The 24,104-nt window shown below is 64.6% G+C and carries 26 protein-coding genes; 14 read left to right on the top strand and 12 right to left on the bottom strand.

The window, feature by feature from the left end:
* Positions 1-11 precede the first annotated feature (11 nt).
* From XI09_RS37535 to XI09_RS37510, 6 genes are all read right to left on the bottom strand, one after another.
* Positions 12-1,196 (bottom strand): serine hydrolase domain-containing protein, encoded by a 1,185-nt coding sequence (locus XI09_RS37535; RefSeq protein ID WP_271571387.1) that lies wholly within the window; start codon positions 1,194-1,196, stop codon positions 12-14.
* Between the two features lie 74 nt (positions 1,197-1,270).
* Positions 1,271-1,963 (bottom strand): GNAT family N-acetyltransferase, encoded by a 693-nt coding sequence (locus XI09_RS37530; RefSeq protein WP_271571386.1) that lies wholly within the window; start codon positions 1,961-1,963, stop codon positions 1,271-1,273.
* Between the two features lie 4 nt (positions 1,964-1,967).
* Positions 1,968-2,315 (bottom strand): Lin0512 family protein, encoded by a 348-nt coding sequence (locus XI09_RS37525; protein ID WP_271571385.1) that lies wholly within the window; start codon positions 2,313-2,315, stop codon positions 1,968-1,970.
* Between the two features lie 209 nt (positions 2,316-2,524).
* Positions 2,525-4,189 carry an acetolactate synthase large subunit gene (locus tag XI09_RS37520; RefSeq protein ID WP_271571384.1) on the bottom strand — a complete coding sequence of 555 codons (1,665 nt, stop codon included), beginning with the start codon at positions 4,187-4,189 and terminating at the stop codon, positions 2,525-2,527.
* A 1,023-nt stretch (positions 4,190-5,212) separates the two neighbouring features.
* Positions 5,213-5,857 carry an O-methyltransferase gene (locus tag XI09_RS37515; RefSeq protein ID WP_271571383.1) on the bottom strand — a complete coding sequence of 215 codons (645 nt, stop codon included), beginning with the start codon at positions 5,855-5,857 and terminating at the stop codon, positions 5,213-5,215.
* A 22-nt stretch (positions 5,858-5,879) separates the two neighbouring features.
* A complete protein-coding gene (locus XI09_RS37510) occupies positions 5,880-6,515 on the bottom strand; it encodes a PadR family transcriptional regulator (protein WP_271571382.1) in 636 nt (211 codons plus the stop codon).
* A gap of 152 nt (positions 6,516-6,667) precedes the next feature.
* On the opposite strand from XI09_RS37510, the gene XI09_RS37505 reads away from it, so the two are divergent.
* The 5 genes from XI09_RS37505 (at position 6,668) to XI09_RS37485 (ending at position 10,343) form a co-directional block, all read left to right on the top strand.
* Positions 6,668-7,351 (top strand): GntR family transcriptional regulator, encoded by a 684-nt coding sequence (locus XI09_RS37505; protein ID WP_271571381.1) that lies wholly within the window; start codon positions 6,668-6,670, stop codon positions 7,349-7,351.
* Positions 7,348-8,598, top strand: a complete 1,251-nt coding sequence (locus XI09_RS37500; RefSeq protein WP_271571380.1) for a dicarboxylate/amino acid:cation symporter — start codon at positions 7,348-7,350, stop codon at positions 8,596-8,598. Before XI09_RS37505 ends, XI09_RS37500 begins: the two co-directional genes overlap by 4 nt.
* Positions 8,598-9,629 (top strand): threonine aldolase family protein, encoded by a 1,032-nt coding sequence (locus XI09_RS37495; RefSeq protein ID WP_271571379.1) that lies wholly within the window; start codon positions 8,598-8,600, stop codon positions 9,627-9,629. The genes XI09_RS37500 and XI09_RS37495 overlap by 1 nt, the downstream gene beginning before the upstream one ends.
* Positions 9,630-9,694: 65 nt before the next feature.
* On the top strand, positions 9,695-10,048 hold the full coding sequence (locus XI09_RS37490) for an MmcQ/YjbR family DNA-binding protein (RefSeq protein ID WP_271571378.1): 354 nt from the start codon (positions 9,695-9,697) through the stop codon (positions 10,046-10,048).
* Positions 10,049-10,193: 145 nt separating this feature from the next.
* Positions 10,194-10,343 (top strand): hypothetical protein, encoded by a 150-nt coding sequence (locus XI09_RS37485; protein ID WP_271571377.1) that lies wholly within the window; start codon positions 10,194-10,196, stop codon positions 10,341-10,343.
* A gap of 81 nt (positions 10,344-10,424) precedes the next feature.
* On the opposite strand, the gene XI09_RS37480 is transcribed toward XI09_RS37485, so the two are convergent.
* Both XI09_RS37480 and XI09_RS37475 read right to left on the bottom strand, forming a co-directional pair.
* Positions 10,425-11,162: a 2-keto-4-pentenoate hydratase gene (locus tag XI09_RS37480; protein WP_271571376.1), complete on the bottom strand. Its 738-nt coding sequence runs from the start codon at positions 11,160-11,162 to the stop codon at positions 10,425-10,427.
* Positions 11,159-12,541, bottom strand: coding sequence for an amidase (locus tag XI09_RS37475; RefSeq protein WP_271571375.1), 1,383 nt, complete (start codon positions 12,539-12,541; stop codon positions 11,159-11,161). The genes XI09_RS37480 and XI09_RS37475 overlap by 4 nt, the downstream gene beginning before the upstream one ends.
* Before the next feature lie 140 nt (positions 12,542-12,681).
* Between XI09_RS37475 and XI09_RS37470 the strand changes: the two genes are divergently transcribed.
* Genes XI09_RS37470 through XI09_RS37450 form a run of 5 tightly spaced genes read left to right on the top strand, consistent with a single transcriptional unit; the run spans position 12,682 to position 16,284 of the window.
* A complete protein-coding gene (locus XI09_RS37470) occupies positions 12,682-13,443 on the top strand; it encodes a GntR family transcriptional regulator (RefSeq protein ID WP_271571374.1) in 762 nt (253 codons plus the stop codon).
* Positions 13,443-14,237: a transporter substrate-binding domain-containing protein gene (locus XI09_RS37465; protein ID WP_271571373.1), complete on the top strand. Its 795-nt coding sequence runs from the start codon at positions 13,443-13,445 to the stop codon at positions 14,235-14,237. Before XI09_RS37470 ends, XI09_RS37465 begins: the two co-directional genes overlap by 1 nt.
* A gap of 50 nt (positions 14,238-14,287) precedes the next feature.
* Positions 14,288-14,905, top strand: a complete 618-nt coding sequence (locus tag XI09_RS37460) for an amino acid ABC transporter permease (protein ID WP_271571486.1) — start codon at positions 14,288-14,290, stop codon at positions 14,903-14,905.
* Between the two features lie 4 nt (positions 14,906-14,909).
* Entirely contained in the window at positions 14,910-15,563 is a 654-nt protein-coding gene (locus XI09_RS37455) for an amino acid ABC transporter permease (protein ID WP_271571372.1), read from the top strand.
* Positions 15,547-16,284: an amino acid ABC transporter ATP-binding protein gene (locus tag XI09_RS37450; RefSeq protein ID WP_271571371.1), complete on the top strand. Its 738-nt coding sequence runs from the start codon at positions 15,547-15,549 to the stop codon at positions 16,282-16,284. The genes XI09_RS37455 and XI09_RS37450 overlap by 17 nt, the downstream gene beginning before the upstream one ends.
* Positions 16,285-16,326: 42 nt before the next feature.
* Here the strand turns inward: XI09_RS37450 and XI09_RS37445 are convergent, their stop codons facing one another.
* A complete protein-coding gene (locus XI09_RS37445; protein WP_442869648.1) occupies positions 16,327-16,830 on the bottom strand; it encodes a MarR family winged helix-turn-helix transcriptional regulator in 504 nt (167 codons plus the stop codon).
* Between the two features lie 104 nt (positions 16,831-16,934).
* On the opposite strand from XI09_RS37445, the gene XI09_RS37440 reads away from it, so the two are divergent.
* Together XI09_RS37440 and XI09_RS37435 are read left to right on the top strand one after the other, a co-directional pair.
* Entirely contained in the window at positions 16,935-17,336 is a 402-nt protein-coding gene (locus XI09_RS37440; protein WP_271571369.1) for an Ohr family peroxiredoxin, read from the top strand.
* An 80-nt stretch (positions 17,337-17,416) separates the two neighbouring features.
* Positions 17,417-17,830 (top strand): cupin domain-containing protein, encoded by a 414-nt coding sequence (locus XI09_RS37435; protein WP_271571368.1) that lies wholly within the window; start codon positions 17,417-17,419, stop codon positions 17,828-17,830.
* A gap of 61 nt (positions 17,831-17,891) precedes the next feature.
* Here XI09_RS37435 and XI09_RS37430 read toward each other — a convergent pair whose 3' ends face one another.
* Together XI09_RS37430 and XI09_RS37425 are read right to left on the bottom strand one after the other, a co-directional pair.
* On the bottom strand, positions 17,892-18,521 hold the full coding sequence (locus XI09_RS37430) for a hypothetical protein (protein WP_271571367.1): 630 nt from the start codon (positions 18,519-18,521) through the stop codon (positions 17,892-17,894).
* 58 nt (positions 18,522-18,579) lie between these two features.
* Entirely contained in the window at positions 18,580-20,829 is a 2,250-nt protein-coding gene (locus XI09_RS37425) for a DEAD/DEAH box helicase (RefSeq protein ID WP_271571366.1), read from the bottom strand.
* A 414-nt stretch (positions 20,830-21,243) separates the two neighbouring features.
* On the opposite strand from XI09_RS37425, the gene XI09_RS37420 reads away from it, so the two are divergent.
* Positions 21,244-22,116, top strand: coding sequence for a bifunctional helix-turn-helix transcriptional regulator/GNAT family N-acetyltransferase (locus tag XI09_RS37420; RefSeq protein ID WP_271571365.1), 873 nt, complete (start codon positions 21,244-21,246; stop codon positions 22,114-22,116).
* Between the two features lie 86 nt (positions 22,117-22,202).
* Here the strand turns inward: XI09_RS37420 and XI09_RS37415 are convergent, their stop codons facing one another.
* Entirely contained in the window at positions 22,203-23,423 is a 1,221-nt protein-coding gene (locus XI09_RS37415) for an MFS transporter (RefSeq protein WP_271571364.1), read from the bottom strand.
* Positions 23,424-23,607: 184 nt separating this feature from the next.
* Here XI09_RS37415 and XI09_RS37410 point away from each other — a divergent pair, with 184 nt between their 5' ends.
* Positions 23,608-24,069 carry a cupin domain-containing protein gene (locus XI09_RS37410; RefSeq protein ID WP_271571363.1) on the top strand — a complete coding sequence of 154 codons (462 nt, stop codon included), beginning with the start codon at positions 23,608-23,610 and terminating at the stop codon, positions 24,067-24,069.
* Positions 24,070-24,104: the final 35 nt, after the last annotated feature.

Genomic DNA, 24,104 nt, shown 5'->3' with positions numbered 1-24,104 from the left:
TTTTTTCGCGATCAGCCTCCGACCGCCTGGTAGGCCAGGCGCTTGAACTCGAAGAAGAACGGATTCCAGAAACCCATGTGGCGCTGGGCCATCAGGACGCCCGCGGTATTGGCCTGCGGGCAGATCCACCAATGAGTGCCGGCAAGGCCACCCCATTGGAATTCACCGGTGGAATTCGGGGGATCGAACGGCGTCGGCGCGAAGGTGACCGCGCCGCCGAGACCAAACCCCTTGCCGGGTATCGGCCCGAGATTGGCGAAACGGATGGTCTGCCCTGCGGGCAGCTGGTTCGTCATCATCTGCCGCAGCGTCTCCGGCTTCAGCAGCGTATCCGACCCCGGCACCAATGCGCGCACCAGCGCGAGCATGTCCGGCAGGGTCGAGACCAGGCCGCCGCCGCCCGAGAGCCGCGGGAACGGACGGCGATAGGCCTGCGGATAAGGCAGATTGTCGGCCCGCGTCAGGCCGGGCTTCATCGGATCGAGCACGTCGGCGCCGGTGTAGAGCGCGACCAGCCTGCCCTGCTGCGCTTCAGGCACGTAAAATCCGGTGTCGGTCATGCCGAGCCGATCGAAAATACGCGCCTTGAGGAAGGCATCGAGCGATTTTCCGGAGACAACCTCGACGACGCGGCCGAGCACGTCGGTCGCCACTGAATATTCCCAGCCGTTGCCGGGATGATAGGACAGCGGCAGATCGGCGAGCTTGTCGATCATGTCGGTCAGCGGCGTCAGCGGATTGAGCACGCTCGCCTCGTTGTAACCCCTGAACAGCACCGTGCCGGGATCGAAGATGCCGTAGCTGAGGCCGGAGGTGTGGGTCAGGAGCTGGCGGATCGTGATCGACCCCTTCGCCGGCTCGACATCGGCAAGACTCGACGCGCCCTGCTTCAGCACCTTGCGATTGCCGAGCTGCGGCAGGAATTTTTCGACAACGTCGTCAAGCCCGATGCGGCCCTCTTCCACCAGAAGCATGATCGAGCACGTGATGAAGATCTTGGTATTCGAAAACGCGCGGAAGATGTGGTCGGGCCGCAGCGCGGTCTTCGCTTCGCGGTCGGCAAGCCCGACGCATTGCTGGTCAACGACCTCGCCGCCGCGCAGCACCGCCCAGGACACGCCGGGAATGATCTCCTGATCGACGTAGCGCTGCATCGCCGTCCGCACGGCGGAAAAATCGCTTGTCCTGGCGTCCATGTGTCTCCCCCAATTGTGGTTCGGACGGATATAGCGTGAATTCGAAGGAAATGAAGGGCGGCACCTGAGGGAGCCTATCCCTCCTTCATGAACGCAGTGACGTACAGGCGCCGCCGAATCCGCATGCCCTGTCGCTGGTACAGCGCGATCGCAGATGTATTGCTCGAGAACACGTGCAGGAACGGAATTTCGCCGCGCGCCTCGATCCGGCGCGCGACCGCCGCGAGCAGCGCCTGCGCGTAGCCACGCCCGCGGTATTCCGGATGCACGCAGACGGCCGTCATCTCGACGAACTTTCCCGGCTTCATCCGCTCGCCCGTCATCGCGACCAATTCGCCGCCGTCGCGGATGCCGAGGAACGTGCCGAGCTCATGCGTCCGCAGCGCGAATGGCCCGGGCTTGGTCAGCTCCGTCAGCGCCATCATGGCGGAGACGTCGCCGGCGCCCAATGTGACGATCTCGGCATCGCGGAGCGGACTGTCGGCAGGCGAGCCGATCATCTGCTCGCCGGTCTCGGCGAGCACGACCTTGAAACCGGCGGGCATTTCGACCGGCTCCGGCGTGAACAGCGCGGCAACCTGCGAACCCGACAGGAGATCACGGAGCGCAGCAAAGCTTGCCGGGGACATGTCGACCATGTCGGCAAACGGCGTCATGTCCACGGGATAGCGTAGCGCCCGCGGACCGCCCTCCGCCAGATGCTTCTGGCTCGTTGTCAGCGCGCTCCAGATCGGGCGATCCAGCAGCGCCTCATCGCTGTCGGACATCGGCCTAGTCCTTGTCGAAGCTGACGATGACAGCCGCATTGGCGATGAGGATGGGGTCGTTGGCCACTTCCGTGGCCGAGGGAATCTCCAACCCGCCCTTGACCGCGTTGACGGTCACCGTGCCGTAGGGCAGCTCCTTCGCAACGGCTTCCTTGTCCACCGCCTCAGGATTGGGCACTCCGATCGTGACATCGACGAACATGTCGTTCGCGGTCTTGCCGATCATCCGGAAGAAACCGAGGCTCGAATGCCTGATCGCATCCGACACCGCCCGCTTCGCCGCCTTGGTGGCGTCCCTGCCGTGGACGTCGACGCCCATGCCCATCTCGGTGACACAACGAACGCGAGTCATTTCATATTCCTGTGGTTGGTTGAGTGATCAAGAGTGTGGGGGATCAGTGATCGCGACACAAGTACGGTAGACATATTCGGGCCAAGTCCTCGCTACATACTCCGTCATTGCGAGCGCAGCGAAGCAATCCAGAATCTTTCCGCGGAGGTAGTCTGGATTGCTTCGCTGCGCTCGCAATGACGACGTGGAAATAGCTTCGCCCCATCACATCACGCCTTCGACGTCTCATGCGCCCGCAGCTCGTCGACCAGCACCCGCACGTTCTCCGAATAGTCGATCGGGACCACGACCAGGTGCACGCCGCCTTCCTTGAAGGCCGCATCGAGCGTCGGGCCGAAGCTGTCGATGCTGGCGATACGATGCCCCTTGGCGCCATAGGCCTTCGCGTAGAGGACGAAATCGGGATTGCCAAAGGTCATGCCGTAATCGGCGAAATGATCGACCGCCTGCTTCCAGCGGATCATGCCGTAGGCGTTGTCCTCCAGCACCAGCACGACCAGGTTGAGCTTGAGACGGACGGCGGTCTCCATCTCCTGGCTGTTCATCATGAAGCCGCCGTCGCCGGCGACCGCGAGCACGCGGCGGTCGGGATAGAGCATCGCGGCCATCATCGCCGACGGCAGGCCGGCGCCCATGGTCGCCAGCGCGTTGTCCAGCAGCAGCGTGTTGGCGACGCGGGTGCGGTAGTTGCGCGCGAACCAGATCTTGTACATGCCGTTGTCGAGCGCGACGATGCCGTTCTCCGGGATCACCTGGCGGATGTCGTGCACGATCCGCTGCGGCGTCGGCGGCCAGCGCGCCTCGGTGGCGCGGTCGGCGATATGCGCGAGGATTTTCTCGCGCAATGGCAGGAGCGCTGCCGCCTGCGGCAGCCTGCCTTCGAGGCGGTCCGCCAGCAACTCCAGGCTCGGGCCGACATCGCCGACGACCTCGGCATCCGGGAAATAGACCTGCTCGACGCTCGCCGACGTGTAGCTGACGTGAATCACCTTCGGGCCCGACGGCCCCATGATGAAGGGCGGCTTCTCGATCGGGTCATGACCGATCGCCACGATCAGATCGGCGGCGTCGATCGCGTCATGGACATAGTCGCGCTCGGACAGCGCCGCGGTTCCCATATAGAGATTGGTCCCGCCGGGCACGGTGCCCTTCCCCATCTGCGTGGTGAAAAAGGGAATGCCGGTTCGCCGCACGAAGCTCGCAATGCCGTGGGTCGATCGTGGCCGGCTGGTCGCAGCGCCCATCATCACCAGCGGATGCGTTGCAGCGAGAATCATCTCGGCGGCACGATCGAGCGCGGCGCGATGGGCGACCGGAATTTCGATCGGATGGACCGGGATCACGGGAACGGCCGGCACTTCGTCGCCCGCGATGTCCTCGGGCAGTTCGAGATGCACCGGCCCCGGCCGCTCCTCCATCGCAACGCGAAAGGCATCGCGCACCACGGTCGGGATGCTGGAGGCGCTGATGATCTGCCGCGACAGCTTTGTCAGCGGCTTCATGGTCGCGACCACGTCCACGATCTGGAAACGCGCCTGCCGGCTGCTCATGATCGGCTTCTGGCCGGTGATCAGGATCATCGGCATGGCGCCGAGATGCGCATAGGCCGCCCCCGTAGACAAATTGAGCGCTCCGGGGCCGAGCGTCGAGAGACAGACGCCGGGCTTGCCGGTCAGCCGGCCATGGGTGGCAGCCATGAAGGCGGCCGCCTGCTCGTGGCGGGTCAGGATCAGCTCGATCTTGGAGGTGCGGAGCGATTCCACGAGATCGAGATTTTCCTCGCCGGGAACGCCGAAAATGCGGTCGACGCCCTCGTTCTCCAGCGCCGCGACGAACAGGTCCGATCCCTTCACCTTGCGTTCCTGCCCGCTCATGTCGCCTCCGCTCGCTGTTCTGGTCCCGTGTTCCACGGTAGCGGGCGCATGGTAGCGGTCTACGGCGCAGGCACAACTCACAATGCGGCGTGGTCTGTGATGTGCAGTGCGTCCTCCATACTCCGCTGTCATGCCCCGGCTTGACCGGGGCATCCAGTACGCCGCGGCCTCTCGGTCAACTCACTGCTGTCTCTGGATACTGGATCGCCCGATCAAGTCGGGCGATGACAGTTGAGAATGTGGCGCGCAGCTCGACTTACATCGTCATTGCGAGCGCAGCGAAGCAATGACGGAGCAAGGGGCAGCGCTTGCTCAACTCGCATCTCGGTTCGCGGACATAAATCCGCATCCCCGCGGCTTGTTTCGCCCGAGCTTTGCTTCATCTCGACACCCTCCTCTGTCAGAGGGCGCAGGGAAGGCCGGGTGCCGGCTGGCACCCGCGGTCCACTGTGCGAAAGTTGCGCTACAGGAAGCTGCACAGCGGCATACAGGTGAAGCCCAACACACGGCCTTCCCTGCGCAGTGGTTTGACGGTGCCGAGCTCTCCCCGGGGAGCGATGCACTATTGCCCCCGTCGCCTTGCGGATCGCTGATGCGCGTGCCCGGTCGGGCCGCCGCATCACCGCAAGACTTGGCGCACAGACCCCGGGCGCCAGGACGACACGGTTTTGCCGTACGCAGATCACACCGGTCGTGTACGCGACGTCTTTCGCTCACGGTTGCCCGCCCTGCGAAGCTCTTCGCGCCGATGTGACTAGCGTCCACCGCAGCTCACCCCGCATGTCGTGACGATCGCGATACGCCCCTCTGACCGGGATGAGGTGCGGCACGAATACGCCAAAGCCGAATTTCGGTAAAGTGGAATATTTTTGCTTGAGTGGATTGACCCGCAGCTTGGGTGTTTTGCCCGTCGGGCAACGCAAGGTCTTGTAGCCCGGATGAGCGAAGCGACATCCGGGATTCGTGCGAGCGGCGGTCCCGGATATCGCTTCGCTCATCCGGGCTACGGGAAAACGGATAGCTTCACTTCACCTTCAGCGACAGCTCGGTGCCGCCCTTGAGCGGCAGCGTCATCGAGACGAAACCATTCTTGGGATCGCGGATGAAATCGAGGTAGTCGGGCTCGGCGTTGTCGTTCATGACGTAGCCGCCGTTGCGCAGCTGCGGCGCGACGATCTCGATCACCTCGCGGGCCAGCGACGGACCTCCCTCGCCCGGCCAGCCGTCGATCAGGACGAAATCGACGGGGCCACCGAGATCGCGCAACGTTTTCCGCGCATCGCCCTCGCGGATCTCGGCGTAGCCGGCAAGACCCGCTTCAGTGAGATTGCGCCTCGCGGTTTCGACCTTGGCCGGCACGATCTCCGAGCCGATCACGGTGCCGCCGCCATTGTCGCGCAGCGCCGCCGCGAAATAGAGCGTGGACATGCCGACCGAGGTGGCGAACTCCGCCACGCGCGTAGCGCGCAAGCCGCGGCACAAGAGGTAAATCAATTCGCCCTGCTCGGGATGGATCGAAAAGCCCTGCTCGGCATAGGCGTGCGGATCGCGGCTGTTGAAACCGCCCCGCGGGCCACCGCCGGGCGGCCGCTGCCGCGCGCCTTGCAGGCGCGCGATCACGGCGTTGACGCGCGGGTCTTGAATCGGGCTGTGGGGCCGATCATTCATATGTTGCTTCCTTTGCAGTCCGTCACTTCCCGAGAATTTCCGCCGCGGCGCGGTCCAGGATCGCAGCGATGCGGCTTGCTTCAGTGGCATCGCTGCCGTGCTTGCTACGCAGCGCGCGCTTGAGATTGTGGCGAGCCCGATGCAGCTCGTCCGAGGCGCCGCCGTCGAGATCGCTGACGCCGGCGAAGGCCTCGCGTACCTCGTCCATGCGGCGCCCGATCCGCGACAGCGCCTGAAGGATCGCGTCCGCGGTCGCACGCTGCTCAGTGAGATGCGCCTCGCCCTGCGGCGTGATGCTGTAGAGCTTGCGGCCGCCATCCTGTTCGACGCCGGCGTGGCCGACCTCTTCGAGATAGGTCAGCGCCGGATAGATCACGCCGGGGCTCGGCGTGTAGAACCCGTCGGAGCGCTCCTCGATGATCTTGATCAGCTCATAGCCATGCGCCGGCTTTTCGGCCAGCAGCGCCAGGATCACCAGTTGAAGGTCCTGCGACGAGAGTCGTCGCGCCCCCGGAAAATCGTCGCCGCCGCGCCCGAAGAAACCGTGCCCGCCGCGGCCGAAACGATGCCGCCCGCCGCCGTGCCGGCCCATGGCGAAGGCGAAGCGGAACTCATGATCATCCCGGCCGTGTCTGCCGTCGTTCTTGTCTCGAAACATATCTTACGTCTCCGTTGTTAGATATATCGTAAGATATGTTTTGAGATGCGATGCGCAAGGCACGGGTCCGTGACTTGTCTCACGGCTCGTTTCACCAGCAAAATCAGCGGACGAGCTTGACATCCCTCTGCCATACCGCTGGTATGTCAGTTATGCCCACTACCTCCCTCGACCGCGACCGCGCCTATTCGCTGCTCCGCGATCTCGTCATCTCCGGCGAGTTCGCGCCTGACGAACCCCTCTCCGAACGCAGCCTGTCGAGCCGGCTGGCGCTGGGCCGCACCCCGATCCGCGAGGCGCTGAAGGCGCTCGCCAAGGACGGCCTGCTCACCATCCATCCGATGCGCGGCACCTTCCTGCGCCAGATGTCCTTTGACGACCTGCGCGAAATCCATGAATTGCGGCTCGCGCTCGAGGGCATGGCGGCCTATCTCGCCGCGACGCGCGGGCCGACGGAGCCGCTGCGAAACTGTGCGGAAGAGTTGCGCAGCATCCAGTCGCGCGCGAGCCTCGATGTCGAGGAGGCGCAGCAGGTCGGCTGGGCCTTCCACGACGAACTGTTTCGCGCGACCGGCAACGGCCGGCTGGCGCAATCCTACGACAATCTGCGCGCGCAGAGCGGCCTCGCCCTCCAGAAGATGCGGCAATACAGCGTCGAGCGCACGCGCCAGGCCGTGAGCGAGCATCTCGATATCTACGCGGCCGTCGAGGCGCACGACCCTGACGCCGCGCAGCAGCGCATGTGGCGACATCTGTCGTCCGCGTTCGAGGCGCGCCTCACCGCGCTGGGCGCGATCCGCACGCAATATCCGGGACAAGGAGACCATCACGCATGATCCGGCCGCTGTTCAGATTGCCACTCGTGTTCCAGATGCTGCTCGGATTGGTGCTGGGCCTCGGCGTCGGCCTGCTCTGGCCGGATTTCGGCGCGGGCCTGCGCCCGATCGGCACCGCCTTCGTCGAGGCGGTGAAGATGATCGTCATTCCCGTGGTGTTCGCAGCCGTCACGCTCGGCCTCTATCGCATGGGGAGCGAGTTGAAGGTTTTGGGGCGCGTCGCCGCGATCAGCCTCGGATATTTCTACCTCGCGACCGTGGTCTCGATCCTGATCGGCCTGCTCCTCAACGCCGCCTTCCATCCCGGCGCCGGCGCACCGCTGGCCGCGACCGGCAAGGTGCCGCAGAACCTGGCGGTGTCGGTCGACTGGATCAAGTTCTTCATGGACATGATCCCCTCCAACATCGTCGCGGCGATGGCCGAGCAGAAGATCTTGCCGACGCTCGTCTTCGCCATTCTGTTCGGCCTGGCCCTCGCCTCGGTCGGCAAGGTCGGCGAGCCCATGGTCGCCGTGCTCGAGGCGGTGATGGCGGCGATGTTCAAGATCACCAAATGGATCACCTCGCTCGCCCCGATCGCCATCTTCGCCGTGATGGCGTGGCTGTTCGCGACCCAAGGCCTAGCCACCGTGCTCGCGCTCGCCAAACTCGTCGGCGTGATGTATCTCGGCCTCGCGATCATGGTCGCGATCTTCTGGCTGATGCTGCTTGCCATCGGCGAGAAGCCGCTCGCCGTCACCAAGGCGGTGATGGAGCCGATGATCCTGGCCTTCTCCACCCGCTCCTCGGAAGTGACCCTGCCGCTGCACATGGAGAAGCTGCGGGCGATGGGCGCCTCCGAGCGCATCGTCTCGGTGGTTCTGCCGCTCGGCTATGCCTTCAACCGCGACGGCGCCATCATGTATTTCGCCCTCGCCGTTACTTTCCTCGCCGAAGCCTACGGCGTGACGCTGACCTGGTCGACGCTGTTCACCATCGTCATGGTCACGACCATCGCGAGCAAGGGCAGCGCCAACGTCCCCTCCGGCGGGCTCGTCGCCATCGCCATGGTGCTGTCGGCGATCGGGCTGCCGATCGAGGCGCTCGCGGTCATCGCCGGCGTCGATGCCTTCCTCGACATGGGCCGCACCGCGATCAACGTGTTCGGCAATACGGTCGCGGTGAAGCTGGTTGAGAAGTTTGCCGGCGACATGGCCGCCGACGAGGTGCAGCCGGTTGCGGCCAACCTGCAAACGCAGGACGCGTGATGGCCGCGGAGCAGTCTTATGTCGATCTGCGCAGCGACACCGTCACGCTGCCGACGGCGGCGATGCTGGAGCGCATGCAGCGCGCCCCGCTCGGCGACGACGGCCGCGAGGGCGATCCGACCGTCCGCACGCTCGAAGAACGCGGCGCCGCCTTGATCGGCAAGGAAGCTGCCCTGTTCGTGCCGAGCGGCACGATGGGCAATCTCCTGGCGATGCTCGCCCATGCCGAGCGCGGCGCGGACGTCTTCGCCGATCGCGGCGCGCATCTGCTCAACTCGGAGCTCGGCAGCGTCGTGACGATCGCGGGGCTGGTGCCGAAGCCGATGCCGGGCCGTCGCGGCGCGATGGACGAAGCAGCGCTTGCGGACGCGATCCGCGGCTCGGAACGTCCCGGCCTGATCGCGATGGAAACGACACACAACGGCGCCGGCGGCGCCGTGCTGCCCCTGCCGCACATGATGCGAATTCGTGCGCTCGGACAAAGCAACGGGATTCCCGTGCATCTCGACGGCGCCCGCCTCTTCAATGCCTCGGTCGCGCTCGGCGTGACGGCGGCACGGATCGCCGAGCATGCCGACAGCGTGATGATCTGCCTGTCCAAGGGACTGAGCGCGCCGGTCGGCAGCCTGCTGTGCGGCAGCGCGGCGTTCGTCGCGCGGGCGCGGGCCTTGCGAAAACTCGTCGGCGGCACCATGCGCCAGTCCGGCATCGTCGCGGCCGCGGGCCTCGTCGCGCTGGAGACGATGATCGAGCGCCTCTCCGAAGATCACGCGGCGGCAAGACGGCTCGCCACCGCCTTGAGCTGGCTCGACCCGGCGCTTGCCGATCCCGACCAGGTGCAGACCAACATCCTGCGCATCGACGTCTCTGCAAGCGGGCGCGAGGCCACCGCATGGGCCGAGGGCGTGAAGCGGCACGGCATACTGGTGCAGGCCAGCGCCCCCTCGCAGCTCCGGCTCGTCACCCATCGCCACATCGACGAAGCGGCGGTGGACCGCACCATTGCCGCCTTCGCGGCGCTCGGCCGCTAGCGCGCGCATTGCAAGCAGCAAGCGCGCCCATTGCAAGCCGCGCGCGGCGTGCTATCGCTCGCATCATGACTCCGAAAAGCTTCGAAGCGCGCTGCCTGCGCCTGCCCGCCGCCACCAAGGTGGTGCAGTGGGAGGGCACCTCCGTGTTCAAGGTCGGCGGCAAGATGTTCGCGCTCGGCGGTGGCTTTGCCGCAAGCTCCGGCGGCTACATGTTCAAGGTCTCGGACATGGCCTATGCGATCCTGATCGAGCACGGCGTGGCACGTCCGGCGCCGTATCTGGCCCGCGCCAAATGGGTGCAGCTCGTCAGCAACAACGCCCTGCCGGATGCCGAGCTCACCGCCTATCTGGCGCAGGCCCATGCGCTGATCGTGGCCAAGCTGACGCGCAAATCGCGCAAGCTGCTGGGGCTGGAGTGAATACAAGCGGCCGCCGCCGCGTGAGCAAGCCTATGTGCTGGGCTCGTCCCTCTCCACAACGTGATGAGATGATCCTCATCCCCCATTGGCGCGATGCTGCACCGCAACTAGCTCAGAGGAAACCCCATTTCAGATGGAGAGTTCCATGACCAAGTCCAGCACTGCATCCACCAAGACCCATCGCTACGAGCTGATGCGCGGCGAAGGCGCCGATTTCGTCGCCTATCAGCGCCGTGAGAGCGGGATCTGGCAGACCCTTGCGACGTGGATGATTCCGCGCGCAATCTGCAATTAGATCGGCGCCCACGTCGTTGATATTTACGTCGGAGGCAGTCGTCGCGTCCGAACGCGCGCCGCGTTTTGATCAGCGCTGATTTCAGAAATCGACGGCAACCTCGCCGAAGCCCGCCAGGCGCGCACGGACGCTGGCGCCCTCTTGTGCGAAGATCATGCCGGTGCACGAACCGGTCGTGACGATGTGGCCCGGCAAGAGAGGCGCGCCTCGCTCGGCACAATGGCGAACGAGCCAGCGCAGCAGACGCCAGATGTCGCCTGCCGGATTGCCGCCTGTCGTTCGCTTACTGATGTCATCGCCGATAGAGATGTGCGCCTCGACGCTCCTCAGATCGATGGAAGCAGGGCTGACTGTCGAGGCTGGTCCGATCAGCAGCGCCCCGTGGCTCTGCAAATCCGCGAGCTGGGCCAAGGCCGCGCTGTTGGTCCAATCCTCGAGGCGCGTCTCGACCACCTCGATGACGGGATACGCGGCATCAAAGGCGCGAGCCAATTCGCGATCGGGCAAAGCAGCATCGTCGATCGTGAGCCCGCGCCCGACCCGGAGCGCGACTTCCGCTTCCACACCTCGCAGCAATCCCGTCCCCAGTCGCACGCCGGAGGCAAGCAGACACGACGCGGGCAGCGGCGCGCAGATAGGCTCGGCCTCCGGGTTCGACGCCCCGACCTTCCAGCCGCCGGCCGGGCCGATCCGGGCAAGCGTGGCATCCTGGATCGCGTAGGCGGCGGCACGATCCGATGGCAGAATATCGCGCCAGGAGACCGGCCCGCTGCTTCGGGCTGCGACCAACCGCTCCGCCACTTCACTCGCGTTGCTCACGATGTCCTCCCCTCGTGTATTCCAGCCTCGCCGACAGGCGCTCCAAGAGGAAAGTTCTGCTCGAATTCCCGACCCAATGCCAGCACGGCGGCGTCAGCTCCCTTCGGGCCAAGCAACTGGAAGCCGGTTGGCAGCTTCGACACCCATCCGCAAGGTAGCGCGAGCGCGGGCAAACCAGCGGCGTTGGCGATGGCGGTGAAGACGGCGTGCCCGCGCGGCCCGACCGCCTGACCTGCGATCGTTTCCGGGTAGGGTCGGTCGGCAGGCCAGGGCAAAGCCGCAGTGGCGGGCGTGAGGATCGCGTCGTAGGAAGCAAACAGCGCATCCAACCGCCGTTTGAGCCCCTCAATCGCATTGACGAGGTTGAACAGGGCGGTCGCCCGGGCCGAGCGGCCCTCTTGCAGGGCAGCGCGAGCCGCCTCGCCGCACATCAACTGCTCCGGCTGCGTCCCGTGGCGAAGGCCGAGTTCAGGCCAGCGTGCGCCATCTTCAAACAGCCAGGCCAGACCGATCGCTGAAAGCTGCGGCCACAAGTCGTTGATCTCTTCGGCGAGGTCGAATGACGCCCTGGTCTCGACGAAATGTCCTATCGCTTCGAAGCGCTGCGCAGCCCTTTCGACGGCATCCGCGATACCCGCATCGACGGGCGCGCCCGAAAAGCTTGGCGCATACAGGATTCTGACCTTTTTCGAAGCGGCGGCGAGTTGCTGCCCGGCCAGCGTCTCCGTGAAGCTGGCGACATCCGCAACGTTTCGCCCGATTCCGCCGACCACCTCGTGCCCCCAAAATATCTCCGGCAGACCACCGTGCCGCTTCACGAGCCCGGCGGAGGGCTTGAATCCGACGAGGCCGCAATGCGAGGCCGGCCGCCGTATTGAACCGCCGCCGTCGGTCGCCAGCGCCAGCGGTCCGCAGAAGGCGGCAACAGCGGCTGCCGCGCCGCCCGAGGAACCACCGGGCGTCAGCGATAAAGCGTGCGGGTTGAACGTGGTGCCTTTCAGGGCATTTGCGGTATGGCCCTGCATCGCGAACTCCGGCAGGCTGGTCTTTGCGAACAGCACCGCGCCCGCCGCCCGTATCCTGGCCACCGGATCCTCGTCCTCAGTCGCGACGAAGCCGCGCATCAGCTCGCTGCCCCACGTGGTCGGCATGCCCGCGACATGCAAATTGTCCTTCACCGAAACCGGGACCCCGTCGAGGGCGCCAAGCGGTTTTGCCACCGCCCAGCGCCTGCGGCTTGCTTCGGCCGATCGCAGCGCGTCGGCCTCACTGACGTGCAAGAAGGCGTTGAGCGATTGATCGCAAGTCCGTGTGCGATCCAGGCAATCCTTGATGACGTCGACCGGCGTGAACGCGCGCTCTGCATAGCCCTGGATCAATTGCGCGACATCGAGATGCCAGAAATGGGTCATGCGGAATTATCGTTTTAGGGGCCGGTCGGGGCGATAGCATGTTGGGCCAGTCTTGTATACAAGAATGACGCAACCGTGTCAGAATATGCCCTCATGCGAGACAAGCGATGACCTCAGCCCTGCAGATCAGCGATCGACTGTTGGACGCCATCCTGGCGAAGAAGCTGGAGCCGGGAAGCCGCCTCGGCGAGCAGCAACTGGCCGAGTTGTTCGGATGCAGCCGCACCATCGTACGCGAGGCGCTGGTGCGGCTCGAAACACGAGGCCTCGTTTCGGTCAGCGCCCGCCGCGGATGGTACCTGCTGGAGCCGACAGAAAAACAGGCAGCCGAAGCGTTCGCGGCGCGACTCGTGATCGAGACCGGGCTGTTGCGTGGCGCCGGCCCACTGGGTGCGGCGGAGCTTCGCCTCCTGCGGGATCATCTGCGGCGTCAATCGCAGGCAATCAAGGGTTCTGACGTCGGACTGAGAAGCTTCATCCTCGGCGATTTCCATGTCTGCCTTGCCCGCTGCCTCGGCAACGAGCTTCTTGCCCAGACTTTGCGCGATCTCACCGTTCGCACGGCGCTGATCGCCGCGCACCATCAGACACAAGGCGAAGCCAGGCGATCGTTCGACGAGCATGTCGGGATCGTCGCGGCCCTGGAGGCGCAGGACATGTCGCTCGCGGAACGGCGCATGGGCGTCCATCTGCGCACCTGGAAGGAAAAGCTTCGCCTCACCTCTGGCAGCGATCCGCTGGCGATGTTGCGCCAGGCCTTGTCGCCGATCGATCCTGTGGAACAAGACTTGCATACAAGATTGGCCAAGGGGGCGCGATCCAATCGTCGCACCGCCAAGTCGCGTCCAGTCAGCAAGGAGAAATCGTGATGCAGGTTTCAAGGCGTGGTTTTTCGATCGGCTTCGCCGTCATTCTCTCGGTATTTGTCGCCGCGCAGGCCTCGGGACAGACAGCGCTTGACGGCATTGTCCGCAGCAAGGTGGCCCGGATTGCCATTCCGACGGACTTCCCGCCCTATGGCTTCGTCGGTTCCGACATGCAGCCGCAGGGTCTCGATATCGACATGGCACGACTGATCGCCGGGAAACTTGGCGCGACGGTGGAGCTAATCCCGGTCACGACTGCCAACCGCATTCCCTATCTTCAGACCAGGAAAGCCGATTTCGTCATCTCGACGCTCGGCAAGAATCCGGATCGCGAGAAAGTCATCGACTTCACGGTCGCCTACTCGCCGTTTTTCATCGGCGTGTTCGCTCCCAAGGCGATGGAGCTGAAGGCACCAGAAGCGCTGGCTGGGAAATCGATCGCTGTGACGCGCGGCTCGGTGGATGATTCCGAACTGACGAAGGTCGCGCCTCCGACCGCCGAGATTCGCCGGTTCGAAGACAACAACGCCACGATTTCCGCCTTCGTCGCCGGCCAGACCCAGGCGGTCGCGACCAGCGCGCAAGTCGCCGCGGCGATGATCACCAAGAACCCGCAACTCGGCGCCGAATACAAATTCCTGCTCAAGGACAGTCCGAACTTCATCGGCGTCGGCAAGGGTGAGGACGCGCTGCGCGCCAAACTCAACGAAATCATCCTCGCAGCCAAGGCTGACGGCACCCTCGAGGCGCTCTCGCGGAAATGGCTCGGCAGGTCCACCGGCAAGCTGCCGGAGTGAGCCGGGCCGTGGTCGATCTCGATTTTGGGGCTATCCTTTTCGACTGGCGCATGCTCGCCAAGGGCGTCGCATGGACGCTTGGATTGACCGCGGCTTCCGCGACCGGAGGACTTGCGCTGGGCGTTGGATGCGCCTGGGCGCGCATTCATGGACCGGTCTGGTTGAAGGCCGTGACGGGTGCTTACGTCGAACTATTCCGCAACACGCCGTTCATCGTGCAGCTCTTCTTCATCTTCTTCGGCCTGCCGGCGGCAGGATTCCGGCTGTCGCCGGAGGCCGCGTCCATCCTCGCAATGGTGGTGAATCTCGGCGCTTATGCCACCGAGATCATCCGCGCCGGCATCGAGGCGACACCGCGCGGTCAGGTCGAGGCCGCCTTGAGCCTGGCGCTTTCGCCGATGCAGACCTTCTTTCACGTCGTGCTGCCGCCGGCGCTGCGCAAGATCTGGCCTGCACTCGTCAGCCAGATCATCATCGTGATGCTTGGCTCATCGGTGTGCGGGCAGATATCAACCGAGGAGCTGAGCTTTGCCGCCAATTTGATCCAGAGCCGCAACTTCCGGGCCTTCGAAGCCTTCATCGTCGCCGCCCTGATCTATCTCGCTCTGTCGATCGTTCTGCGGCGATTGCTCAATTGGTTCGGCCCACGCTTCCTGTTTGGAGACTGAGGGCATGGTTGAATTCACGCTATGGGATATTGTGCGTAACCTGCTGCTCGCCGCGCGCTGGACAGTGGGCCTGTCACTGATTGCCTTCATCGGCGGAGGCTTCGTCGGTTTCTCCCTCCTGATTGCCCGCCTGACGTCCTCGGACGCTGCCCGCCGTCTCGTTAGCCTCTATATCCAGCTGTTCCAGGGCACTCCGCTTCTGATCCAGCTCTTCCTCGCCTATTTCGGCCTGGCGCTGTTTGGCGTCCAAACCTCGGCGTGGACCGCCGCGGCGCTGGCGCTGACCGCCTATACGAGTGCTTTTCTGAGCGAGATCTGGTTCGGCTGCGTCGCCTCCGTTCCGCGTGGCCAATGGGAGGCGGCCCGAAGCCTGGCTCTCACTTTTGGGGAGCAGTTGCGTCACGTCATCCTCCCTCAGGCGCTGAACATCGCGATTCCCCCAACCGTTGGGTTTCTGGTCCAGGTCATCAAGGGCACGGCGCTCGCCTCCGTCATCGGCTTCGTCGAACTGACCAAGGCCGGAGGCATGATCACCAACGCAACCTTCCGGCCTTTCACGGTCTATGCCGTGGTCGCACTGATCTATTTTGCCCTGTGCTATCCGATCAGCCTTACCGCTCGCGCGCTCGAAAGGACGCTCCATGCCGCCCATCGTTGAGATCGCCGCGCTCTACAAGTCCTTTGGAGAAACACAGGTCCTCAGAGGCGTTGACCTGAACGTGGAGCCCGGCGAGGTGATCGCGATCATCGGCAGGAGCGGCTCGGGCAAATCGACCCTCCTGCGCTGCATCAATGGGCTGGAGCGCTTCGACAGCGGCGCAATCCTGATCAAGAACAAGCAGATCGATCATGACAGCGCGACTGCGATGCGTGAGCTACGCCAACAGGTGGGGATGATTTTTCAGAGCTTCAACCTGTTTCCCCATTTGAACGTCGGGCGCAACATCATGTTGGCCCCGAAGCTCGTCAAGAAGCGCGCAGCGCGACAAGGCGAAGAGCAGGCACGCGCCCTGCTCGCACGCGTCGGTCTGGAGGAGAAATTCGACGCGATGCCCGACCGCCTTTCGGGCGGCCAGCAACAGCGCGTCGCCATCGCGCGCGCGCTTGCCATGGAACCGGCCGTGCTCCTGTGCGACGAGATCACCAGCGCGCTCGATCCCGAGCTCGTTGGAGAGGTTCTGCTTGTCGTCGAAAGCCTCGCCAGGGAGGGCATGACGCTGATGATGGTGACCCACGAGATCGGCTTTGCGCGCAAGATCGCCGATCGCCTCATCTTCATGCATCAGGGCAAGGTCCATGAGATGGGACCGCCCGAGGAGCTCTTTGCCAATCCCAGGACTCCCGAGCTTCGGCAATTTCTGTCATCGCTCCACAATTAATACGCAACTAAAGCGGCCGCCGACGGCCGATTTGCTGATGCGCTAGTCGTCGCCCTTCGTCGCGCGCAGCAGATTGTCGCGCAGGCGGCTCACCGTCTTCTGCACCACCGGAAACTCGTCGCCGAGGCCGGTCGCCTCGATCAGGGTCCCGCTGAGGTCCTGCTCGATCAGCTTGCGGCCGGCCGGCGTCAGGCTCACCCGCACCTGCCGCTCGTCGGCGGGATCGCGGTGGCGCTTGATGTAGCCCGTCTGCTCGAGCTTCTTCAGGATCGGCGTCAGCGTGTTGGATTCCAGGAACAGCTTCTCGCCGAGCGCGCTGACGGTCTGCTCGTCCTCGTCCAACAGCGCCACCATCGCGATGTACTGGGTGTAGGTCAGGCCGACCTTGTCCAGCAGCGGCTTGTAGGCGCGGCCGAAGGCGAGATTGGCCGAATAGATCGCAAAGCACAGGAAATTCGACAGTTTCCGGCCTTTGCCGGCGGCTTTGGGGGAACGGGCCACGGGAACCTCCGCAATTCGTGATCTGCCCACCGATATAAATCGCATCCGATTAAATCGGAAGAGCTTGACCGGCGGATGCATAGGGTTTATTTCACACCGCATCCGATTAGATCGGATACGATCTATATCAATCCTGAAAGGACCCCGCCATGTCATCCGCTGCCAAGCTTCTCTTTACCGGCAAGACCCACGTCACCTCAGGCTCCGACGGTGCCGCGCACTCCAGCGACGGCTTCCTCGACATCAAGCTGGCGCAGCCGCATCCGGCGGCCGAAAACCTGTTCGCCGCCGCCTGGTCGGCCTGCTACCTCGGCGCGCTCGGGCTCGCCGCCGCCCAGCGCAAGGTCAAGCTGCCGAGCGAGCCGTCGGTCGACACCGCGATCGACCTGAACAACGCCGGTGGCGCCTTCTTCCTGCGCGCCCGTCTCGACGTCAGCGTCCCCGGCGTCGACCGCGCGGTGGCGCAGGAGCTGATCGAGGCCGCGCACGGCATCTGCCCCTACTCCAAGGCGGTGCACGGCAACATCGAGGTGACCACATCCCTTGTCTGAAGCGCCACGACGCGGGAGCCGGCCGAAAGTCGGCCGGGCCCGCGCGGCGCGATCAATCCAGCGACCACACGGAGCCGACCATGAGCCATCGTCTTTTGCGAACCCTGCGCGTGCTGTCGAGCGCCGTCCTGCTCGCCGCAAACCTGTTCACCCTGCCGGCCGCGGCGCAGCCGGCCGGTGTCACGCGCACCGACCTCCAGCGCCACGATCTCAGCGCACCCGGCCGCGAAGCGGTGCAGGTGCGCGTCGACCTCGCCCCCGGCGTGGCGTTCGGCCGGCACACCCATCCGGGCGAAGAGATCATCTACGTGCTGTCGGGCGCCATCGAATACGCCGTCGAAGGCAAGCCGCCGGTGACGCTGAAGGCCGGCGACGTGCTGTTCATCCCGGCCGGCACGGTGCATGCGGCCAAGAACGCGGGCAACGAGACCGCGAGCGAGCTTGCGACCTATATCGTGGCGAAGGACAAGCCGCTCGTGAGGCTGGTGAAGTGAGGGGAACGCATTTGGACGCAGGTCGGTTCTCCGTCCCGTGTCGGATTCGGTCTTGCGCAGCTCACTGCTGCGACTGTCGTGCCTTCGAGCTATGGAGTTTCGGAAGGTCCTCCTCGACGTTGGGAAGATCGAGCGCCGAACGCAGTCGCCCTTTGCCGCGTTCGTACAACATTGCATAGGTTGCCGGCTCCAGGAGGTCCGTACCGGGTCTGAAATCAGGAACCACTTTGTTGAACGGGATCGCGCCACAGCCCGGCGCGGCGCAATCTCGTTGGACGTTGGGGCAAGCCTTGAACTCACAGAGCCGGCCGAGATAGCGGTCCGTGAGCGCCTCAATCAGAAATATGTCGAGTTGTTGGCTGACCACGCTGGTACCGGCTCCTCGTTCGAAAGCCGCTCTTAGCGCCCGGGCCGCGGCGCGACGTAACCCATCAAGTTGCTGCTGCGAATCGATCCAAAGCGCCAGGTCGAGATCGCGGCATTCATGCCAGACCTCGATGCCCTGCCGTCGAAACTCCGAAAACCGCGGGACTTCCTTCCATAGCGCCTTGGCGACCGAGCCGATCACGGCTACGGCCCGCACGTCCGGAAAAGACGTCCACGCATCCGTGACGACGTCAGCAGCAATTCTGAACTCGCGCTGCCGAAGCAGCATGAAGCGATTCTGTTCCGCGATCTCCGAACGCCTCACTGTCCCTCCATGGCTGGCGACGCGCCCCCGTAGATCTTCCTGCCCCTGGTATGATCAGCTAGACCGTCCCTCCGCGCAAGGATCTGGCCCACTCGGACAGGAGGTCGCCCAATCGGCTGGCGGTCTCTGGAGAAGGGAGCGGGATCCTGAGACTTTGTGAACCGCTGGCGGGATCGCGCTCGAGCCAGGGATGAGCAGCAGAGCCGGACCCATTTGCCGCAGCGATGGCGCCGATGAACTGCATCCCCATCTGAACCAATGCCTGCCACGGATCGGACGACGCATCGCGCGATCCCGTGGTGGCTTCCTCGGCTTGTACGACCGCGGCTTCTCCCGCGCGATCGCCTGAGGATTCGGCATCGCTCGCGCCATCGACGGGGTCGGCCTCCTCAGCCGCAGTCACGGCCTCGCCGCTCCCCATGCTCCCAGTCACGCTCTCCACATCCTTCATGAAGCGATTCAGGCGCGATCCCCCCAGCGAGACCTCGTTGCTGCCTCCATCGAGAATGCCTTCCGACAGCGAGCGTTTGAACGCCAGCACCGACAGCATACCTTCCTCGATGGTCCCCTTGGCAACGAAATTGACGATCTGAACCGGCCGCGCCTGGCCGAGACGATGGATACGCGCGATACGCTGCTCGAGCACGGCGGGATTCCACGGCATATCCATATTCACCAGCGTCGAGGCGTGCTGAAGATTGAGACCGGTGCTGCCGGCATCCGTCGACAGGAACACGCGACAGGCCGGGTCGTCCCGAAAGCGCTGGACGAGTTCCGGCCTCTTGTCGGACGGTACGCCGCCGTGGAAGCTGACATAGCCGATCCCGCGCGCCTGGAGGCGGCGGATCACGACGTCGTGGGTGCGCGTCCACTGCGAAAACACCACGGCTTTGGCGTCCGGCGCGGTAAACAGTTGATCAAGCAGTGCAGCAAGCTCATCTGCCTTGACGCCGTGATCGCTCTCCTGATCCAGCAGATACGTACTGTTGCAGGACATCCGCATGTTCTGAAGCGCGCAAGTCAGCCGGCGCTGATCCTTGTCGGAGAGAAATTTGATCTTGCGCCAGCGCTGCACGATCTTGGCCACCGTGTCCGCATTCTCCCGATGCAGGTCCATCTGCGGCCCGGTCATCGGCACCAACACATTCTGGTCGGTGCGGCTCGGAAGTTGCCGCAGCACCTCGGATTTTCGCCGGCGGATCATGATGGGCGCCAGGGTCTCGCCGATCCTGTCCAGTGCCCGATAGCCGGTCACGCGGCCGCCCTCGTCCTTGACCTGGTGGTCATGCAGGAGTTTCCAGGTCGGGCCCAGGCGATGTTGATCGACGAACTGGACGATGGAGATCAGTTCTTCGAGCTTGTTCTCCAGCGGCGTTCCCGTGAGCACAATCGCGTATGGACTGTCGATGCGCTTCAGGGCTCGTGCGGCAACCGTATTCCAGTTCTTGACACGCTGCGCCTCGTCGACGATGACCAGTTCTGGTGACCAGCCGGCGATCAATTCGAGATCAGGCTGGAGCTTCTCGTAATTCGTGATCTTGCAGAAATTGTCGAGCGCGTAGTCGTTCTGGCGTTGTGCGCGGCCCCCCTCGATCACACGCGCGCCTCGCTTGTCTCTCCGGCCCGTAAATCGGGCCATTTCGCTTTGCCATTGATACTTGAGTGAAGTCGGACAAATCACCAGGACCCTCGATACGCCGAAGTGACGGGCCAGGATCTCCGTCGCAGCGATCGCTTGGATGGTCTTCCCAAGACCCATGTCGTCGCCGATCAGCGCACGGCCTGTGCGCACGGCAAACAATGCGCCTTCGGCCTGATAGGGATAGAGCGGCGTCTTCAGCAGTCGATGAAGCTTGGGGTCGCCCGCGCCACGCGGAAACAACCGAGCGAGTTGATCGGCCCGGCGGTCAGCATCCCGGCGGCCCGCGACGAAATCGAGCGCGTCGTCGTAGGCGCGCAGCTCGTGTCGGCTCTTCGACACCAAACCGATGAAATCGTCTAGTTCGCCCAGGCGGTCTTCCGGCAGGAGGCCGTCGCGGTCCTGATCAAACAGCCGGGCGGCCGCTTCCTTCAGTTTCGTCGGACAATCGGTGCCCGCCCGGAAATGCACGCTACGTCGGCCCTGGTTGCGCAAGTAGAGTTCGGAAAACGGCGGGTGGTAGCCTCGAGCGAACGCCACTTTGGCGCCGCGCTTCTTCTCCAGTTGAGCAAGTACAAACTCGAGATGCTTGCAGGTCCCAAGCTCGTTGGTGGCATAGTCCGGACACGAGCAGAAATTGCCGCCGGGTCCGAGGCCGCGGATCGCCACGCGATAGCTCGATTTCGAGGCCGGATTGGTGACCTTGAACTCCGAGAAGATTGGATCGGCGCCGAGATTTTCCAGGAGGAACGATTGCTCGCGGCCGAATTGACGGCGCAGTCCGCGTTGCCACTCGATCGTCGACAGGTCGGTTGGCGCGTGCGTCCGGGATAGCTTGACTTGTTTTCGCGGTACCGTGTCGCGGGCTGTCACAGATGTCATGTATGGGCTTTCGTCCTGGCAAGCGGTCCGAGTTGCGCTCGATATTACCGCGTGCGCAATCGCGGGATAACCGGCTTCGTTCCGAAATCCACTGCCACCACCTCAGCGATCCCCATTGCCCTACCGAGGAACTCCCCTCAGACCAGTTCCAGAATCCGGCGAGTGATTGACACGCCAATATACCTGACTAAAGTCAGATATATGCTCGATCCCGTCTCCCGAATCCGCCGCTTCAACCGTGCCGTCACCTCCGCCGTCGGCGCGCTCGATACGTCGTTCCTCGGACGCGGGCGGCCGCTCGGCGCGGCGCGCGTGCTCAACGCGATCGGGCATGGACGTTCGGACGTGGCCGAGATCCGCGACTATCTCGGGCTCGATTCCGGGCTGATGAGCCGGCTGCTCCGCAGCCTCGAGGACGAAGGGCTGGTCGAGACCACGGCGCATGAGGACGATGCCCGCCGCCGCGTGGCAAAACTCACGCGCACGGGCCGGCGCGAGTTCGCAGCCTACGAGACGCTGTCGAACGCGCAGGCCGAGAGCTTCCTTGCGCACCATTCGCAGCGCGAGGCGCTGCTGGCGGCGATGGACATGATCGCCTCCGCGCTGACGCGCGAGCGCATCGCGCTGGAGGAGATGGACCCGCGATCCGAGGAGGCGCGCTATTGCCTCGGCGAATATTACGCGGAGCTCGGCCGCCGCTTCAAACAGGGCTTTGACGTTTCGCTGTCGCGCGACCCTGATGCCAAGGACATGCGCCGCCCGCGCGGCGCATTCATCGTCGCGATGTCGGATACGCTGCCGATTGGCTGTGTCGGGCTGAAGGGAACCGATCACGGCTATGCCGAGATCAAGCGGCTGTGGGTCGCCCCCGCCGCGCGCGGATTGCGGCTCGGCCGGCGCCTGATGGACGCGGCCGAGGATGCGGCGCGCGGGCTCGGCATCGCGCTGCTGCGGCTCGACACCAACAGCGCCCTCCCCGAGGCCGGCCAGCTCTACCGCAGCACGGGCTGGCGCGAGATTCCGCGTTTCAATGACGATCCCTATCCGGACCTGTTCTTCGAAAAGCGGCTGTGAGGTGCCGTAGCCCCGCGTGAGCGCAACGACACGCGGGATTCGCTGAGACATTCCCGGGTGTCGCTTCGCTCACCCGGGCTACAGGTTCACGCCGCCGCGGTTGCGGCCTGCCCTTGCGGCTTGGCGAACGGGCGGAAAGTCATCGCCATCAGGAAGGCGCCGAGACCCATCGCCCAGGAGGCGATGTAGAGCCAGGCGTAGCTCGAGAACGCGTCGTAGATCAGGCCGCCGGCGAGCGGGCCCGTCGCCATGCCGAGGCTGCCGGCCATCGCGGTGCCGCCGATCACCGTGCCCATCATGCGCAGCGGAAAGTTTTCGCGCACCAGCACCGCGTAGAGCGGCATGGTACCGGCATAGATGAAACCGAAGATGGCGCCGACCGCGTAGAAGGTCGCGAGCTGATGCGCGAAGACGTAAGCGAGCGCGCCGAACGCCTGCAACAGGAGCCCCGTGACCAGCACGCGCTTGGCGCCGAAGCGATCGCCGAGCAGCCCGAAGGCGATACGGCCGCCCATGCCGGCAAACCCCTCGATGCTGTAGATCGTCACCGCCGCGATCAGCGGGATGCCGCAGCTCACGGCATAGCTGACGGTGTGGATGATCGGGCCGGAGTGGGTGGCACAGCAGAAGAAATTGGTCGCGAGCAGGATGAGGAATTGCGGCGAGCGCAGCGCCTCCCCCAGCGACATCTCCGCCTGCGCAGCGTCCTCGCCCGACGGCACGGGCATCGCCTGCGCGAGCGCGGGCGGACGGCGCACCAGCAGCGACACCGGGATCATGATGGCGCCGACCACCAGCGCCACGATCTGCATCGAGGTGCGCCAGTCATGGCCGGAGACGAGCCAGGCCGCGAGCGGCGACATCGTCATCGGCGCCATGCCCATACCGGCCGACACCAGCGAGACCGCGAGGCTGCGATGGGTGTCGAACCAGCCGGTGACAGTCGCCATCATCGGCGCGAAGATCGCCGCGCAGGAGGCGCCGACCAGCAGGCCGAACACGAACTGGAACGCGATGAGCGAGGTCGCATGGCTCGCGGCGAACAGGCTCGCCGCCAGCACCGTCGATCCCGTCAGCACCACGGCCCGCGGCCCGAACCTGTCCGTCGCCGTGCCCCAGGCCATGCTGGTGAAGGCCATTGCCAGAAAGCCGATCGTCATGGCGCTGGAGATGCCGGTCACCGACCAGCCGGTGTCTTTGGCGATCGGCTGCAGGAACACCGGCAGCGAAAACATGCCGCCGATCGCGACGCAGCCAAGCAGGCCGCCCGCGGCGACGATCACCCAGCGATAGTGGGACGAGTTCATTTTCCTTGTCTCCCGTCAGTCTGTCTGGGTGAAAGACGAATGGGGTTGGCGCGGGCCGACAGGCGACGGTACTTTAATTTTCCGACGATCGCGACCGCGCCGCCGGCGCGCGGTTCCGCAAGCGCCGCCCCCGGTGCGGCCTGCTCGCGCCTTATAACTCCAAAGATTTCAGGAAAGCACCCGCATGCCAAAGGTCGACATCGCCGCCGTGCCCGCCCGCAAGGGCTCAGGCTATCCCGCGCCCTTCAGCGCCCCTTGCGCCGAGCGTATCCGGCAGCGGCTCGGCAATGCCGGGGGCCTTTCCGATTTCGGCGTCAATTTGATGCGGCTGCCGCCGGGCAGCTGGTCGAGCCAGCGGCACTGGCATTCGCACGAGGACGAGTTCGTCTACGTGCTCGAAGGCGAACTGACACTGGTCGAGGACGACGGTGAAACCGCGCTGCGCGCGGGCGATTGCGCCGCCTTTCCGAAAGGCAGCGGCAACGGCCATCACATGATCAACCGGTCAGATGCGATGGCCTTCTATCTCGAAGTCGGCTCGCGCTCGCCCGACGACCTCATCACCTGCTCCGACATCGACATGATGAGCCCGGCTTCCGACGGGCGGTTCCTGCACAAGAACGGCACGCCCTATCCGGACGGCTAGTTCGCCAGTCCTGTTTCTCGATAGGCTTTTTGCGT

Origin of the sequence: Bradyrhizobium sp. CCBAU 11386, from assembly GCF_028128955.1 — a bacterium.
Lineage (GTDB): Bacteria > Pseudomonadota > Alphaproteobacteria > Rhizobiales > Xanthobacteraceae > Bradyrhizobium.
Note: the sequence above shows the minus strand (reverse complement) of the source record. Positions and strands in the feature narration are given on the sequence as shown.

Excerpts from the sequence above, each read along its gene's own strand:
- XI09_RS37535 (WP_271571387.1), bottom strand. The coding sequence starts at position 1,196 with ATGGACGCCAGGACAAGCGATTTTTCCGCCGTGCGGACGGCGATGCAG.
- XI09_RS37530 (WP_271571386.1), bottom strand. The coding sequence starts at position 1,963 with ATGTCCGACAGCGATGAGGCGCTGCTGGATCGCCCGATCTGGAGCGCG.
- XI09_RS37525 (WP_271571385.1), bottom strand. The coding sequence starts at position 2,315 with ATGACTCGCGTTCGTTGTGTCACCGAGATGGGCATGGGCGTCGACGTC.
- XI09_RS37520 (WP_271571384.1), bottom strand. The coding sequence starts at position 4,189 with ATGAGCGGGCAGGAACGCAAGGTGAAGGGATCGGACCTGTTCGTCGCG.
- XI09_RS37515 (WP_271571383.1), bottom strand. The coding sequence starts at position 5,857 with ATGAATGATCGGCCCCACAGCCCGATTCAAGACCCGCGCGTCAACGCC.
- XI09_RS37510 (WP_271571382.1), bottom strand. The coding sequence starts at position 6,515 with ATGTTTCGAGACAAGAACGACGGCAGACACGGCCGGGATGATCATGAG.
- XI09_RS37505 (WP_271571381.1), top strand. The coding sequence starts at position 6,668 with ATGCCCACTACCTCCCTCGACCGCGACCGCGCCTATTCGCTGCTCCGC.
- XI09_RS37500 (WP_271571380.1), top strand. The coding sequence starts at position 7,348 with ATGATCCGGCCGCTGTTCAGATTGCCACTCGTGTTCCAGATGCTGCTC.
- XI09_RS37495 (WP_271571379.1), top strand. The coding sequence starts at position 8,598 with ATGGCCGCGGAGCAGTCTTATGTCGATCTGCGCAGCGACACCGTCACG.
- XI09_RS37490 (WP_271571378.1), top strand. The coding sequence starts at position 9,695 with ATGACTCCGAAAAGCTTCGAAGCGCGCTGCCTGCGCCTGCCCGCCGCC.
- XI09_RS37485 (WP_271571377.1), top strand. The coding sequence starts at position 10,194 with ATGACCAAGTCCAGCACTGCATCCACCAAGACCCATCGCTACGAGCTG.
- XI09_RS37470 (WP_271571374.1), top strand. The coding sequence starts at position 12,682 with ATGACCTCAGCCCTGCAGATCAGCGATCGACTGTTGGACGCCATCCTG.
- XI09_RS37465 (WP_271571373.1), top strand. The coding sequence starts at position 13,443 with ATGCAGGTTTCAAGGCGTGGTTTTTCGATCGGCTTCGCCGTCATTCTC.
- XI09_RS37460 (WP_271571486.1), top strand. The coding sequence starts at position 14,288 with ATGCTCGCCAAGGGCGTCGCATGGACGCTTGGATTGACCGCGGCTTCC.
- XI09_RS37455 (WP_271571372.1), top strand. The coding sequence starts at position 14,910 with ATGGTTGAATTCACGCTATGGGATATTGTGCGTAACCTGCTGCTCGCC.
- XI09_RS37450 (WP_271571371.1), top strand. The coding sequence starts at position 15,547 with ATGCCGCCCATCGTTGAGATCGCCGCGCTCTACAAGTCCTTTGGAGAA.
- XI09_RS37445 (WP_442869648.1), bottom strand. The coding sequence starts at position 16,830 with ATGCGATTTATATCGGTGGGCAGATCACGAATTGCGGAGGTTCCCGTG.
- XI09_RS37440 (WP_271571369.1), top strand. The coding sequence starts at position 16,935 with ATGTCATCCGCTGCCAAGCTTCTCTTTACCGGCAAGACCCACGTCACC.
- XI09_RS37435 (WP_271571368.1), top strand. The coding sequence starts at position 17,417 with ATGAGCCATCGTCTTTTGCGAACCCTGCGCGTGCTGTCGAGCGCCGTC.
- XI09_RS37420 (WP_271571365.1), top strand. The coding sequence starts at position 21,244 with ATGCTCGATCCCGTCTCCCGAATCCGCCGCTTCAACCGTGCCGTCACC.
- XI09_RS37415 (WP_271571364.1), bottom strand. The coding sequence starts at position 23,423 with ATGAACTCGTCCCACTATCGCTGGGTGATCGTCGCCGCGGGCGGCCTG.
- XI09_RS37410 (WP_271571363.1), top strand. The coding sequence starts at position 23,608 with ATGCCAAAGGTCGACATCGCCGCCGTGCCCGCCCGCAAGGGCTCAGGC.